General features: G+C 45.4%; 14 protein-coding genes. 12 read left to right on the forward strand and 2 right to left on the reverse strand.

Annotated features, from left to right (window positions below; all coding sequences use genetic code 11):
- The first annotated feature begins 301 nt into the window (after positions 1-301).
- From ABGV42_RS04690 to ABGV42_RS31850, 4 genes are all read left to right on the forward strand, one after another.
- The gene (locus ABGV42_RS04690) at positions 302-2,233 is read left to right on the forward strand and encodes a fructose-1,6-bisphosphatase (RefSeq protein WP_347380603.1); all 1,932 of its coding nucleotides are present in this window, start codon (positions 302-304) and stop codon (positions 2,231-2,233) included.
- Positions 2,234-2,431: 198 nt separating this feature from the next.
- Complete coding sequence (locus ABGV42_RS04695) at positions 2,432-2,782, forward strand: hypothetical protein (protein WP_347380604.1); 351 nt, start codon at positions 2,432-2,434, stop codon at positions 2,780-2,782.
- A complete protein-coding gene (locus ABGV42_RS04700; protein WP_347380605.1) occupies positions 2,740-3,417 on the forward strand; it encodes a hypothetical protein in 678 nt (225 codons plus the stop codon). The genes ABGV42_RS04695 and ABGV42_RS04700 overlap by 43 nt, the downstream gene beginning before the upstream one ends.
- Before the next feature lie 280 nt (positions 3,418-3,697).
- Positions 3,698-4,066, forward strand: coding sequence for a MarR family winged helix-turn-helix transcriptional regulator (locus tag ABGV42_RS31850; RefSeq protein ID WP_431523635.1), 369 nt, complete (start codon positions 3,698-3,700; stop codon positions 4,064-4,066).
- Positions 4,067-4,276: 210 nt separating this feature from the next.
- Here the strand turns inward: ABGV42_RS31850 and ABGV42_RS04705 are convergent, their stop codons facing one another.
- Positions 4,277-5,128 carry an aldo/keto reductase gene (locus ABGV42_RS04705; RefSeq protein WP_347380606.1) on the reverse strand — a complete coding sequence of 284 codons (852 nt, stop codon included), beginning with the start codon at positions 5,126-5,128 and terminating at the stop codon, positions 4,277-4,279.
- Positions 5,129-5,297: 169 nt separating this feature from the next.
- Here ABGV42_RS04705 and ABGV42_RS04710 point away from each other — a divergent pair, with 169 nt between their 5' ends.
- The 3 genes from ABGV42_RS04710 (at position 5,298) to ABGV42_RS04720 (ending at position 6,881) form a co-directional block, all read left to right on the forward strand.
- The gene (locus ABGV42_RS04710; RefSeq protein ID WP_347380607.1) at positions 5,298-5,750 is read left to right on the forward strand and encodes a MerR family transcriptional regulator; all 453 of its coding nucleotides are present in this window, start codon (positions 5,298-5,300) and stop codon (positions 5,748-5,750) included.
- On the forward strand, positions 5,747-6,457 hold the full coding sequence (locus tag ABGV42_RS04715) for a hypothetical protein (protein ID WP_347380608.1): 711 nt from the start codon (positions 5,747-5,749) through the stop codon (positions 6,455-6,457). The genes ABGV42_RS04710 and ABGV42_RS04715 overlap by 4 nt, the downstream gene beginning before the upstream one ends.
- Before the next feature lie 277 nt (positions 6,458-6,734).
- The gene (locus ABGV42_RS04720; protein WP_186812001.1) at positions 6,735-6,881 is read left to right on the forward strand and encodes a hypothetical protein; all 147 of its coding nucleotides are present in this window, start codon (positions 6,735-6,737) and stop codon (positions 6,879-6,881) included.
- 204 nt (positions 6,882-7,085) lie between these two features.
- On the opposite strand, the gene ABGV42_RS04725 is transcribed toward ABGV42_RS04720, so the two are convergent.
- Positions 7,086-8,684, reverse strand: coding sequence for a PucR family transcriptional regulator (locus tag ABGV42_RS04725; protein WP_347380609.1), 1,599 nt, complete (start codon positions 8,682-8,684; stop codon positions 7,086-7,088).
- Between the two features lie 273 nt (positions 8,685-8,957).
- On the opposite strand from ABGV42_RS04725, the gene ABGV42_RS04730 reads away from it, so the two are divergent.
- The 5 genes from ABGV42_RS04730 (at position 8,958) to ABGV42_RS04750 (ending at position 13,804) form a co-directional block, all read left to right on the forward strand.
- Positions 8,958-9,755 carry an ABC transporter ATP-binding protein gene (locus ABGV42_RS04730; protein ID WP_347380610.1) on the forward strand — a complete coding sequence of 266 codons (798 nt, stop codon included), beginning with the start codon at positions 8,958-8,960 and terminating at the stop codon, positions 9,753-9,755.
- 30 nt (positions 9,756-9,785) lie between these two features.
- Entirely contained in the window at positions 9,786-10,664 is an 879-nt protein-coding gene (locus tag ABGV42_RS04735; protein ID WP_091037235.1) for an ABC transporter permease, read from the forward strand.
- Between the two features lie 26 nt (positions 10,665-10,690).
- The gene (locus ABGV42_RS04740; protein ID WP_347380611.1) at positions 10,691-11,719 is read left to right on the forward strand and encodes an ABC transporter substrate-binding protein; all 1,029 of its coding nucleotides are present in this window, start codon (positions 10,691-10,693) and stop codon (positions 11,717-11,719) included.
- Between the two features lie 63 nt (positions 11,720-11,782).
- Positions 11,783-12,595, forward strand: a complete 813-nt coding sequence (locus ABGV42_RS04745; RefSeq protein WP_154894133.1) for an isochorismatase family protein — start codon at positions 11,783-11,785, stop codon at positions 12,593-12,595.
- 21 nt (positions 12,596-12,616) lie between these two features.
- A complete protein-coding gene (locus ABGV42_RS04750; RefSeq protein ID WP_347380612.1) occupies positions 12,617-13,804 on the forward strand; it encodes an amidase in 1,188 nt (395 codons plus the stop codon).
- Positions 13,805-13,819: the final 15 nt, after the last annotated feature.

A 13,819-nucleotide genomic window follows, 5' to 3' on the forward strand; every position in this document is an offset into this window, starting at 1 on the left:
ATTGTTATTTCAAAATAACTACAATGAACTTATACGATACATGTGAATTCAGCCATAGCTTGACGTTGCTTCCATATGGACTGATGTTGTCCAGTAGGCTTAAATGAAGCAAACGCCAAGTACATTCATTCAATGAAATTTGTTGAACCATGAGAAACTGGAGTATAATGACCTTTGCGGATAGCCTTTAGAAGGAATTCCGTGTTTGGTAAAAAAACATAATTAGAGTGGTTATAATTGCATTTGCAAAGATTGAACCCAACTATACATCACGATAATTCCTTGAAAGGGGACATCTGTTTTGGATGAGCAATTTTTAGATCTACTTGCTGAGAAATATGATACGGAAGAAAAAATCATAACAGAGATTATCAACCTTGAAGCGATCTCCAATCTTCCAAAAGGAACCGAGCATTTTGTCAGTGATTTGCACGGGGAGTTCCAGGCTTTTCAGCATGTACTACGAAACGGTTCAGGTACCGTCAAAGAAAAAATCAAAGAATTATTTCGTGAGGTTTGGACAGAGCAGGAAATTAATGATTTTGCGGCGTTAGTATATTATCCGGAAGAAAAAATAAAGCTGGTTATAGGGGACCTGAGCAATAAACAGGCTTTGAACCAGTGGTACAGACAAACGATTGAACACATGCTTAAGCTTGTTTCGTATGCCTCTTCCAAATATACGCGCTCCAAATTGCGGAAAGCTCTGCCGAAACAGTATGTATATATTGTAGAAGAGCTTCTATACAAGACGGATACGACTAACAATAAGGATCCTTATTACGAGGAAATATATAGGCAAATTATATCCTTGGGTCAGGCGGACAATCTCATTATCGGCCTTGCTTATACGACCCAGCGTCTGGTGGTTGACCACCTTCATGTGGTTGGAGATATTTATGACCGGGGGCCGGATCCCGATAAAATTATGGATACGTTAATCAACTACCATTCTGTAGACATTCAGTGGGGAAACCATGATGTGCTCTGGATCGGCGCTTATGCAGGTTCACTGGTCTGCCTTGCAAATATTATCCGGATCTGCGCGAGATACGACAATCTGGACATCATCGAAGATGTATACGGAATCAATCTTCGCCCGCTGTTAAACCTCGCGGAGAAATACTATGAAGATAATCCATCTTTCAGACCTAAGCTGCAGGGCGGCCATAACGTATCGGAGCAGGAAATTCTGCAGATCACCAAGATTCACCAAGCCATTGCCATGATTCAGTTTAAGCTTGAAATCCCGATTATCAAAAGACGCCCAGACTTTAATATGTCTGAAAGACTTCTGCTGGAGCAGATCGATTACGACAAAAATGAAATCAACATCTGCGGAAAAACATACCAGCTGGAAAACACCTGTTTTGCAACCGTAAATCCGCAGAACCCTGAACAATTGCTGGACGAAGAACGTCAGGTGATGGAAAAGTTGCTGTTCTCTGTTCAGCATTCCGAGAAGCTGGCCCGGCATATGAATTTTCTTATCAAAAAGGGCAGCCTTTATTTAAGATACAACGGGAATTTGTTAATCCACGGCTGTATTCCTTTGGATGAAGAAGGAAATATGGAAGAAATGCAGATTGAAGACAAGACCTATGCGGGCCGTCAGCTGCTCGATGTTTTTGAAGAGAACCTACGTTACGCCTTTGCACATCCGGAAGAGACAGATGATCTGGCGACAGATATGGTATGGTACATCTGGACTGGGGAATGTTCCTCGCTCTTTGGCAAGAGAGAAATGACCACTTTTGAACGGTACTTTATCCAGGATAAGGAAGCCCATAAGGAGAGAAAGAACCCTTACTACCATTTACGTGAAAAGGAAGAGATCTGTCGAAAGATCTTGCTGGAGTTCGATTTGAATCCGGATCATGGACATGTCATTAACGGACACACGCCAGTAAAAGAAATTCGTGGAGAGAGCCCTGTTAAAGCAAACGGCAAAATGGTCGTCATTGACGGCGGTTTCTCCAAAGCTTATCAATCCACAACGGGCATCGCGGGATATACCTTGTTGTATAATTCCTTTGGCATGCAGCTCGTCGCCCATCAGAAATTTAATTCAAAAGAAGATGTGCTGTGTAACGGAACGGATGTATTATCTATAAAAAGACTGGTGGACAAAGAACTGGCGCGGAAACTGGTGAGGGAAACCAATATCGGAGAGAAGCTGCTGCAGAAGATCTCGAATTTGACAGATTTACTGGAATATCGCTCGATGAAATAAACGATTGCTGAACGTACTCACCCGGATCAAACCGTTTGAGTACAATTTGACGTAGAAGCTCGTATTGGGCAGGGAAGTCATGTTACCCTGCCTGTGCGAGCTTTTCATTTTTGTGGATTGATCTGATTTCAATACGAACTGCTGCGACATTCTATGTCGTACCATGACCTCTATAATAACGGTGAACACACAAACTACATGGAAAAGAGGTTCAAGTATTCTAAGGATCCAAACATTATAAGTAGCGGCATGGGTTCCTATGCAGATGTGATGCACCGCATTTTAATACATAAGAAGTGGACGGAATTCCCGCGTCACATGATTGCGGGCATGACAGCAACTGTGTTTCGGTTGGTCGTAGATCGGCATCTGACCGAAGAATCAATCTCAGCCTACAACTGGATGGCAGAGAACTTTGTAGCTGCTGATTTTATTGGAGTAACGGCCAGTCAGGCAGCAGGGTTTCATTTGCACCGACGTTTCCTTTGTATCAAAAACAGGCATTGGTGGACATTAAGTCATCCATTGATCGGGGTGTGGGGGCCATAGTATGGCATGACCAATTTGTTATTGCTGCCGGGTATGATGATGTGGAGCGGATTTTGCTCCTCTTTAACAGCGAAGGCCATGACGTTACTCGTTTGTCTTACGATTCTTTTGGGCGAAATAGTACGCCTTATTGGTATTATCAAGTGCTTGAATCCTGTAGAACGGTAGATGTATGGGAAGTCTGCAAAGAATCGTTGATTCAGGCCGTATACAAATGGGAAATCCATGATTACATGCTGCCACCTCAGGATTACGCCTGCGGATCTGCTGCATATTCTGCCATTGCTTCAGCACTGGAATCAAGAGTTTATGAACCAAGGCAAGCTGCTGCAGTCCTCCGATATTATTGCAAATCAAGAGAAAATATTGCCTCCTATGTTGCAGGTCTTGGATACCTCTCTTATCAGATGGTTCAGGTTATACAAGAATATACGTCCTTGTCAGATCTTTATTTGGAGATGATTGGTTGGGTTGATCAGTGCAATTTATGGGATGTCAAAGAAACGGGGTGTGTTCAGTCTGTAATAGCGCTTCTCCATCAAGCGGGAGAAACGGAACAACGTGCCATTGATGCCATTAAGCAGGCCTTTCCTGAAACCATCGGCAATCGTTTTAAAGATGTTGGACTGAGATAGCTGTGTCATCATGCTGTGAATAAAAACCGAACTGAGCTCATTGAAGCTTGGGAGGTTTTTTTGCGTTTATCTGAGATCCTGGGTAATTGAATATGGAGGCTTTTTTTAGTTATCAGTAACAAGAAATTTTGATTCTGAGGTTGGTCTGAAATTGACAAAAGTACATATAACAAGTAATATTTAAATAAAGAATCTTAAATCTGAGATATATAAAATGGAGTGAGAAACAATGAATAATTTCCGATATCAAGCATGTCTTCATTTCATTCAAATGTCAAAAATGATTCAGGACCAATTTCGGAGCGAGTTAAAGAAAGCAGATCTCAATTTCACGGAACTTTCTGTGTTAGTGTCGCTTGAACATGAAGAGAAACAAGCAATTCAACAGATTTCTCAACATGTTTCTTTGACTAGTGGTGCTTTAACGTATATCTTGGATAAATTGGAGAATAAAAAGCTGCTAACTAGGATCCCTTGTCATTCGGATCGTCGAGTGATATTCGTACAACTAACGGATAAAGGCAGACACTTAATAGATTGTATACTTCCCAATCTGTATAACTTGGCTGATACTCAGTTCAATTCGTTAACGATGGATGACGCTGATAAACTTGAAAAGTTGGTAACGAATATGGGGACCATCGGTTAATGCATTCAGCAAATGGCTGAGATCGGTTTGGAACTTGCATGGTAAACCTTGTGGGATATACAACTTGAATCTCGAAACACAACAAGGTTATGTAGATGTAGAATTCTTCAATTATGAGTCCTGAAATAGTCTGCTTTTGAATCAATGGTTAAGAAAACGAAGAATGTTGATCTGACAGATCAACATTCTTTTTGCACATTACAGTATGGTTTACAGATCAACTTTCCAGTTTCCCATCATTTTGGCGACTTCCGGATCGTGATACGATAAGAAAAGACTCTTCCGCGTATCAAGGGCCATAATTTGTTCAATATCCTCGGTACTGAGCTCAAAATCGAAGATGTTGAAGTTTTCGACAATCCGCTCTTTATTTACTGATTTCGGAATTACAACGATTCCACGCTGGACAAGCCAACGCAGCACGACCTGCGCGACAGACTTACTGTGTTTTGCAGCAATGGATGTCAGCACTTCGTTGCCAAACATGTTATTAAGCCCTTCAGCGAATGGAGCCCACGACTGATGTTGAACTCCTTGTTCCTTCATAAAGGTGGCACTCTCGGTTTGGTGATAGAACGGGTGAGTTTCGACTTGGTTAACAGCTGGCACGATCTCATTATGCACGATAAGGTCCATCAGACGGTCGGGCAGGAAGTTACTCACACCGATCGCCTTGATTTTACCTTCATGGTACAGTTCTTCCATTGCACGCCAAGCACTGTAGTAATCACCAAACGGCTGGTGTATTAGATATAAATCGAGATAATCCAACTGCAGCTTATTTAAGGATTTGTTAAAAGCGAGCTTAGCGCTCTCATAACTGGCATCCTGGACCCAGAGCTTGGTCGTGATGAACAGCTCTTCACGAGGCACGCCACTGCGCTTAATCGCACGTCCGACCGCTTCTTCATTTAAATAACCGGATGCAGTGTCGATCAACCGATAACCAGCCATCAGCGCTTCATATACTGCATTCTCACATTCTTCAGCATCCGGAACTTGGTAAACACCAAAGCCGATAATCGGCATTTTTACCCCATTGTTTAATGTTACGGTTTGCATAATAATTCCTCCTAATATTTATATATAATGCAATGGCCCTAGATTCGAATTCGGGCACCTCAACAGGGTTTACCTTCATGGTCGAGTTGCATTACAATGAGCCTATCACCTTCGTGTTACACGAAGGCAAGCATACTTCGGAATTTATATTTTTCAAGGAGGTCTTCTCATGCATACCGTCAAAGAGGCCGCGCAGATAACAGGACTCACCGAGCACGCTATTCGCTTTTATACAGATAAAGGCTTGGTGCCAAGTGTACAGCGCAATCAAAATAATATTCGAATGTTTGACGAAGAATCAATCAACTGGTTACATGGCATCAAATGTCTCAAACAATCCGGGATGCCGATTGAAAATATTAAAATGTATGTTGATTACTGTCTCGAAGGAGATTCAACGATCCCACAACGGTACACACTTATGATGGAGCATAGAGAGGCAGCTCTTGCTAAGTTTGAAGAAGCCAAACAGCACTTAGCGCATTTGGAAGAAAAGACCGCTTTATATCAAGCCATAATGGAGAACCGTTCCCTAGACACAACCAATCCCGCTAACTGGGATCGAATTAAACATATGCATGGAGACGTATTTTACGCATCCTCTGCTGGTGATCTACGATGAACAAAAACGCAGGTCAAAGTGCAAGTATTGAATCAAGTATAGATGCAAGCATGAACGCCATTCTTAGTCAGTATGCTTTTAGCGAACAGTCATCGGCCCATGAGTTGATAGAGTTTACGTTAAAATCACTGCGGGAATTGATACCACTCGCTGGCTTCAAAGTTGTAAAATCCCGCAAAGCACTCGAGATGAAAACACAGGAATTGTTGATATCCATCTATCTTCAGGCCAATAGACATAATGTAGCTGGAACGAGTATAGAAGTGATGGTGCACTCTAAAGTTACGCATAACAAACGAAAGTCACACACGGGTCTACCAGAAAGCTACTATCAGCATTCTGAACTGAGATGGTATGAGTTATTCGGGAAAGAGGCATTTAAGGACAGCCTCATATCTATTACTGAGCATATTACACAGCACGAAATACCATTGATCGAGCAGCTCTTATCTGATCCTCAATGTGCCATAGAAGAAAATGCTAAGATGCCAAAAAGAATCCTCAGCCCTTATTTTTACTATCGTTACGGTACAGAAGGACAATTTGAACAGGCGAGACAGCGATACGTTGCCAATCTAAGCGAAGCGCAGAAAAAGCAGTATGATGATGCCGTCATGAAGTTCCAAGCGGATGGATGCAGTCCGATCAGGCTCGGAGAAGATTGGGAATATTTGACGGTTGCCAAGGCGGAGGGGCGTGAAATATAACTGTTGCTTCTCTCATTCTAGCCATGTAGTTGTGCTGGAAGAGGCCAAATAACGGAGTTAAAGTCTACAGCTTTATTTGCCGCGTCGAATATTTTGTTTGTCTAACCTGGAAAAAAATCCATTTACAATCATTTACAGTAGGTTATAATACAATCAATAAGTGGGTTACTTCACAAGAAAAGCGAAATATTGTAATTCTTTTTTTGTAATCATGTAGTCACCTTCGACTCGTCAAACTATAGTTGCTTATTACATAATAGATACCGGAGGTATGGTTATGGTCAAGAAGAAAATGTCCACAACTCTCAGCGCAGCTTTAATCGTTTCTATGCTGGCTACTGGCGTGATCGTTGCGATCCAAGGTACCACAACGTTAGAGGTAGCGAAGACAGCAGGGGATAAAAAGGTTGAAGTTATTAAATGAATAAGCTAGGTGCGGCTCAAGTGAGTCAATTAGGGAGTATTCGAAGCACCTGATGCGAAATTGAAGCGGAATCAAAAGACACTAGAGTGGCAGCAGCTAAAGATAAACGTGAACAAGTATAATGAATTTATTAACCTCAGCTCGGTAAACCTGCTGAGGTTTTTTTATTGGGGTGGAACAGAGTGCGACGACAATTGCTCTTTTTTAAATTTGTCTCTCAGGCGTCATCAGATGCCTAAACATGAGTCCCAGCTTTAAGAGCAGCAGATGATCAGTATTCTTCAAATCCAGATTCAGCAGCCCCGAAATTTTCTCCAGCCTGTACAGTACGGTGTTGCGATGGATATATAACTCGCGTGCAGTTTCATTCACTTGGCCGTTGTTGGCGAAATAGGCTTCAAGTGTGTGCATCATCTCGCTGGTGTATTCCTCTTCTTTGTCCAGCAGTGGACGGAATAAATAAGAGCAGTACCTAATCATAACCTCCTGCGGAATATGCTTGAAGAGATACATAAACTCCAGGTCAGCAAACATGACAACCGGTTCGCTTAAACCAAGCTCCGTGCTGATTCTCTCAGCCTCCCCGCACTCCCAGAAGCCGTCGATGAACTCCTCCATGCCCGTTCTCACTTTACTGATAAAACATGTCCTTGTTCCGTGGTCCCATGAATGCATCAAATCCGCATACAAACGTACCGAATTCTCATATTTCCTTCGATCCTTGGCCTCTTCTTCTAGAAGGGGGAAGAGTGAATATATGCGGTTCATCACATAAAAATGGTGGGATTCCAAGGAGGACGTTTTGGGATGATCCTGAAGCCTATTCTGAATCTCCCTAAGTTTGCGCCTCTGACTTTCATGGTCCCAAGCATCCGCTCTTGAGAAAGATACCATGCAAACGTAGGGCGTGTTCCAAAATGTGCTTCCCAATGCTTCGGCAAATTCGAGCACCGTTTTCAGAGAGGCGTTCCCCTTTAAGTAACGTTCCATGGCCGTGCCAAGACGACTGCCTGCCGCAGTAGCCTCCTGATTCTGGATGACCTCCAGATGATAGGAAAGAATGACGGCAGCTTGGTGAAAAATGCCTTCCATTTCATGTGCTTCCAGCAGATTTTCAGTTTGTATCAGCAAGTAACCGTATGACTTTCCGTTTTTCAGCAGGGGTACCCGATACAACAGGTTGCTCGCCGACTTGTAAAATCGATTGTCCTGATTCCAGGGCCAATCGCTCAACAGCTCCATATCGGAACAGCGGGTCATGTTATACAAGGTCTGTCCTTCAGAGGTAACGATGGCTAAAGGAACCCCTAAAATGCTTGTGATACTTTGAAAATAATTGGTGTACTCATCCGCCTGCATCGCAAAATCAACCAGCTTCTTCTGTGTTTCAAGCAATTCATTCAGCCGGCGGGTATCGCGTTGGAACTCGGATTGGTAGAGAGCGGTGATCTGCTCGGAGAAGGTGAATTGAAAAGGTAGTTCAATTAGGGGCAAGCCCAGCCGATCGGCTTCCAGCAGGGCTATCTCTGGTATTTCCGCCCAGTATCGACCAAGCTTGATGCCAAGCCCGGAGGCTCCACGTTCATTCAGCTTTTGCAGCAAATTAACAAATTCCTCGGGTGAGTCCCTAATCGCATAAGCTGTAGTCAACAAGAGCTCCCCTTCTTTCATCCAGTTGATCACATCCGGCGCATCCATCAAATTGATGGAGCTAATCGTTCGAGAAATTCCTTTTTTACCGGCTGCCAACTTGCCTTCTGATAACGGGTACACCGCCAACGCATCTTCTATAGTTAAATGCATGTCAATCCATCCTCCCAAACGATACATATCTGAATCAGGTACCGGACACCACGTAACTTTTTAAGCAATTATATAGGGTCTTGTCGAATTTTCGCAATCCCTTTTGTTATATATATGTAATATAAGTTAACCCAAAACATCGAATGTTCTGTTTTTGAACCAACGTAAAGCGTATACCATTAGATAAAAAACCAAAATTGTGTCAGTAATATTTACATGCATATTTTTTGGCTATATGATAGGACACAACTTCAAAGAGAAGAGGGGATTCAGATGCAGCTCACCCAAAATCAACAGGCAGCGACCCAAAAGGACAGTCGTTCCATGCTTGTAATCGATGATGTCGGCAAAATCTACCCCAATGGCACTGTAGCTGTGCAGCATGCGAATTTGCATGTGGGGGAAGGAGAATTTCTATGTTTTGTCGGTCCTTCCGGTTGCGGGAAATCTACCATTTTCAATATGATTGCCGGTTTGACGGAACCGACCTCCGGTCATCTGACCGTGCTGGGTACTTCCCCAAAGGAAGCGCGTAAACAGAATGAAATTGCCTTTGTATTTCAGGAGCATACCCTGCTCCCGTGGGCCAAGCTGATTGATAATGTCACCATGCCTCTTACTTTGCGTGGCGTATCCAAAAGGGAGCGAATTACCGAAGGGGAGCGGGTTTTAGAGCTGGTAGGCCTGAAGGATTATATGAAGGTGCTGCCACGTGAGTTGTCAGGCGGAATGAAGATGAGAGTATCTATTGCACGAGCGTTGATATCTCGTCCCAAGTTGCTGTTAATGGACGAACCGTTTGGCGCCCTTGATGAAATTACCAGGCAGACGCTGCAGAATGAACTGCTAAATATTTGGGAACAGGACAAGAAGATGTCGGTTCTGTTCATTACGCATAACGTGTTTGAAAGTGTGTTTCTATCAACAAAAGTCGTGGTGATGACGCCTCGTCCCGGTAAAATTTCGGATTTCATTGATATTCCGTTTGCCTATCCGAGGGATGATGAATTCCGGACCCAGCCTGAATTCGGTGAATATGTACGCAGCGTGTCCAATGTACTGAATCATTGATAGCCAGAAATGAGAGGAGAGGGAAGCAACATGGAAGAGATGGTAGCTAATCCAGCCGTTGAAACGACACCGGGTATCCGAGCTTCTGGGAAGGACAATGCCCGCAGCCATCATCCGGCAGAAGAGAGCCCAGTCATTGGACTGCTGAAAAAAATTCTGCCGCCAATAGTCGTGTTTGTCCTGTTTATCGGTGGATGGGAATTAATCGTGCGGATACTCGGAATGCCCCCATATATCTTGCCCAAGCCATCCGATATTGCCGCAGCCGCTGCTGAGAACAGCGCAAATCTGATTACGTCGGTAAGCACAACCATTGTGGAGGCGTTGATCGGTTTTACGATCAGTGTAGTGCTCGGTATTTCATTGGCCATTCTACTGGCCCTGTCCAAAACAGTGGAAAAAAGCGTATATCCCTACGCTATTATCCTACAGACTATTCCGGTCGTTGCGGTAGCGCCAATCATAGTGATCTGGTTCGGAGCAGGAATAAATGCCATTGTGATCATTTCATTCTTAATCAGCTTTTTCCCGATTTTATCGAATACACTGATCGGATTGAACTCAACGGATCAGAACATGAAGAATTTATTCTATTTGTATAATGCAAGCAAGCTGCAAACCATTTGGAGGCTGAGATTTCCGGCGGCACTTCCGTACATTATGGCAGGGCTGAAAATTTCATGCTCCAGTTCGGTTGTCGGAGCGATCGTGGGTGAATACATTGCAGGCATTGGTGGCGGACAAGGCGGACTCGGTTACGGGATTACCGTTGCGGCAACCCGCCTGCAAACTCCTTATCTGTTCGCCTGCGGTTTAGCGGCATCCGCCCTAGGAATCGCATTTTTCCTGATCATCAACATGGTGTCGAACAAACTTTTGAAGTCATGGCATGAATCAGCAATGAAATGATATCAGAACCGGGGGAGAGATCCAACATGTCCAAACATCATATGAACTTTTGTTACAAGAAATGGCTGCTGTCGGCTGCTTCTTTGATCCTACTGCTTCTAAGCGCATGCTCCAATTCCTCCGCTCTAGAATCCGCCGCCCCGGCGGGAGGGGGAGCCGGAACAGATTTGAAGCAGGTGAAACTGATCGAGGGCTGGTACGCCAAAGGGGAAGATGGAGGCTATTTTGCGGCATTGCAGCAGAACTATTATAAGGACAAGGGGATCGACATGACAATTCAGCCTGGAGGCCCCGAGGTGTCAACCATGCAGCTTGTCGCTGCAGGCAAAGCTGAATTCGGTATCTCTTATGCGGATGAAATTTTGAAGGCGCGGGAACAGGGAATCCCTGTTGTCGGTATCCTTGCCGGTTTTCAAAGCACACCGCAGGTTCTGATGTACCACAAGGGGGAGAACATTCAGGATTTCACAGACCTGAACGGCAAAACCGTATACATCGGCACAGCGGTGCCTTACTGGGAATATATCAAGAGCCAATACAATCTGACAGATGTAAAAGAAATGAAGTATAACGGGCAGCTGGTCAATTTTATCAATGACCCCAGTTCGCTCAATCAGGGTTACATCACGAATGAGCCTTACGCACTTTCTCAGCAGGGGGTTGAGGTGGACTATCTGAAAATCGCCGATTCCGGTTATGCGAACTATGCAGACGTTCTTTTCACGACGGAAGATTACCTTAAAGAGCACCCTGATGTTGTTGAAGCTGTGGTGCAGGCAAGTCAGAAAGGTTGGAGCTATTATCTAGACAACTATGAAAAGGTAAACCCGTTTATTCAAACCTACAATCCCGATATGACGGTAGAAGCAATGAATTATGAAGCAGTGCAGGAAAAGCCCTTTATTCTTAACAATGAATCTGAGGCAAATGGTATTGGTTACATGACAAAGGAACGCTGGAGTACCCTCCAGGATCAGATGATCAAGGGTGGAGGATTAACGAAGGCACTAGATGTTACCCAGGCGTTTACAACGGAGTATCTGATGAAGCCATAAACCTGAACCAAAAGTATGTAAAGCTTCAAATCAGAAATTTCAGAAAAAATGAGGGGACTTAATATGTTCAAACTTGGAAATCGAAAGAGCTATTGGCAAGTGTCCGAAACGCTGGTGGATCTGAGGCGAACGCAAAAGTACGGCAAGTCAGTAACCCTCCCTGCACAGCCGCAGGAAGTCATATTTGATCTCGAGCATACGGCTGTTATTGTCATCGATATGCAGAATGATTTCTGTACACCGGGTGGATGGCTGGATTCCATTGGGGTCGATACCTCTCCGCTCCTAAACCCGGTCAGCAGGTTGAACCGACTGATGCCCGAGCTGCGCAAAGCGGGAGTGCCTGTGATATGGGTGAACTGGGGCAATCGGGAAGACAGAATGAATGTGCCGCCATCCGTGCTTCATGTATACAATTCGGATGGGCGGGGCAACGGCATCGGGGACCCGCTGCCCGGGAACGGCTCCAAGGTGCTGGAGAAAGGCAGTTGGGGAACGGCAATTGTCGATGGTCTGGATTCGTCCCCCGATGATATCTATGTGGATAAATATCGAATGAGCGGGTTTTGGGATACACCACTGGACAGTATTCTACGCAATCTCAATATTCAAACGGTGTTGTTTGCCGGGGTAAATCTCGATCAGTGTGTCATGCACACACTGCAGGACGCGGCTTGTCTCGGATATGACGGAATACTACTGGAGGATTGCTCGGCAACAAGCTCCCCGGATTTCTGCATAGAAGCGACATTGTACAATATCAAGCAATGTTATGGCTTCGTTACGGATTCCACCTGGTTGGTACAAGAGCTGAGCGGGGGAGCGACTCCTATAGAAAGAAACACCTCGGAAGAGCTGGCATCGTTAGAAGGCTGAGCGGAAGGATGGGATGAAGCAATGAAGGACCAATGGAACGCCATTGTCAACCAGGTGATCGTTGAACCGACAGGACAGGGTAGGCTGAACGGACTCAGCTTTATGGTCAAGGATGTATTTGCCGTCCGTGGCAATACAAATGGCGCGGGTAATCCACGTTGGCTCCAGACGCATGGGCCGGCAACGGAACACGCTGAAACGCTCAACCTGCTATTGCAGCAAGGAGCTAGGCTAACGGGGATGACGCATACGGATGAGCTGATGTTCAGCTTGAATGGTGAAAATGTTCATTATGGAACACCTGTGAATCCAAGGGCTCCCGATCGTATCCCTGGCGGTTCATCTAGCGGATCGGCGGTTGCTGTCGCCGCTGGGCTTGCTGACTTCTCCCTTGGAACGGATACGGGAGGATCGGTCCGTGTTCCATCTTCGTACTGTGGAATTTATGGAATGCGTCCATCGCATGGCATTGTCTCCGCGAAAGGCGTTATCCCACTCGCTCCCAGCTTCGATACCGTCGGCTGGATGGCACGTGATCTCGAGACGCTGTGCCGGGTAGGAGAAGTGCTTTTGCCGCAGACAGACTCGGGTACAGGCTTCAGCCGGGTGCTCATCGGTGAGGATGCGTGGGAGCTTGCTGACACGGAGAGCAAAGAGGCGCTTACCCCTTACCTGAAGTTGCTGTGCGGCATGGCTGCGAGCCATGAAACGGTTCGCATCGCCCCGCAGGGTCTACCTGAATGGATGACCATGTTCAGGACGATCCAGGGCTATGAAATATGGCAGGAGCACGGGGCGTGGATTGAACGTGAGCAGCCGACCTTCGGACCAGATACGGCCGGGCGATTCTCCTGGGCAAGCACTGTTGAACTTGCCGATCAGGAGAAGGCAGCCAAACGCCGGGTTGAGGTGTGCAAGCACATGGCTGACCTGCTCAGAACGGATACGGTGCTTGTGATTCCGACGACGACTGGAGCGGCCCCGAAGCTGGGCTTGGGCGGGCCTATAATTGAAGAACGAAGAGTGAGAACGATGCGTTTAACCTGCATTTCCGGCTTGTCGGGTCTGCCGCAGCTTACGATTCCGGCTGCGGAGGTACTGGGCCGCCCGGTCGGTATTTCAATCATTGCCGGTCCGGGACAGGATCAACGTCTGCTGGAATGGGTCACATCCTTTTTTTCAGCAGTAAATTCTGAAGTAAAAAGATAAGAGCGTTATTCGAAT

The organism is Paenibacillus pabuli, from assembly GCF_039831995.1.
Classification (GTDB): Bacteria; Bacillota; Bacilli; order Paenibacillales; family Paenibacillaceae; genus Paenibacillus; species Paenibacillus pabuli_C.

Excerpts from the sequence above, each read along its gene's own strand:
- ABGV42_RS04705 (WP_347380606.1), bottom strand. The coding sequence starts at position 5,128 with ATGCAAACCGTAACATTAAACAATGGGGTAAAAATGCCGATTATCGGC.
- ABGV42_RS04745 (WP_154894133.1), top strand. The coding sequence starts at position 11,783 with ATGTTCAAACTTGGAAATCGAAAGAGCTATTGGCAAGTGTCCGAAACG.
- ABGV42_RS04720 (WP_186812001.1), top strand. The coding sequence starts at position 6,735 with ATGGTCAAGAAGAAAATGTCCACAACTCTCAGCGCAGCTTTAATCGTT.
- ABGV42_RS04725 (WP_347380609.1), bottom strand. The coding sequence starts at position 8,684 with ATGCATTTAACTATAGAAGATGCGTTGGCGGTGTACCCGTTATCAGAA.
- ABGV42_RS04735 (WP_091037235.1), top strand. The coding sequence starts at position 9,786 with ATGGAAGAGATGGTAGCTAATCCAGCCGTTGAAACGACACCGGGTATC.
- ABGV42_RS04710 (WP_347380607.1), top strand. The coding sequence starts at position 5,298 with ATGCATACCGTCAAAGAGGCCGCGCAGATAACAGGACTCACCGAGCAC.
- ABGV42_RS04730 (WP_347380610.1), top strand. The coding sequence starts at position 8,958 with ATGCAGCTCACCCAAAATCAACAGGCAGCGACCCAAAAGGACAGTCGT.
- ABGV42_RS04715 (WP_347380608.1), top strand. The coding sequence starts at position 5,747 with ATGAACAAAAACGCAGGTCAAAGTGCAAGTATTGAATCAAGTATAGAT.
- ABGV42_RS31850 (WP_431523635.1), top strand. The coding sequence starts at position 3,698 with ATGATTCAGGACCAATTTCGGAGCGAGTTAAAGAAAGCAGATCTCAAT.
- ABGV42_RS04740 (WP_347380611.1), top strand. The coding sequence starts at position 10,691 with ATGTCCAAACATCATATGAACTTTTGTTACAAGAAATGGCTGCTGTCG.
- ABGV42_RS04695 (WP_347380604.1), top strand. The coding sequence starts at position 2,432 with ATGGAAAAGAGGTTCAAGTATTCTAAGGATCCAAACATTATAAGTAGC.
- ABGV42_RS04750 (WP_347380612.1), top strand. The coding sequence starts at position 12,617 with ATGAAGGACCAATGGAACGCCATTGTCAACCAGGTGATCGTTGAACCG.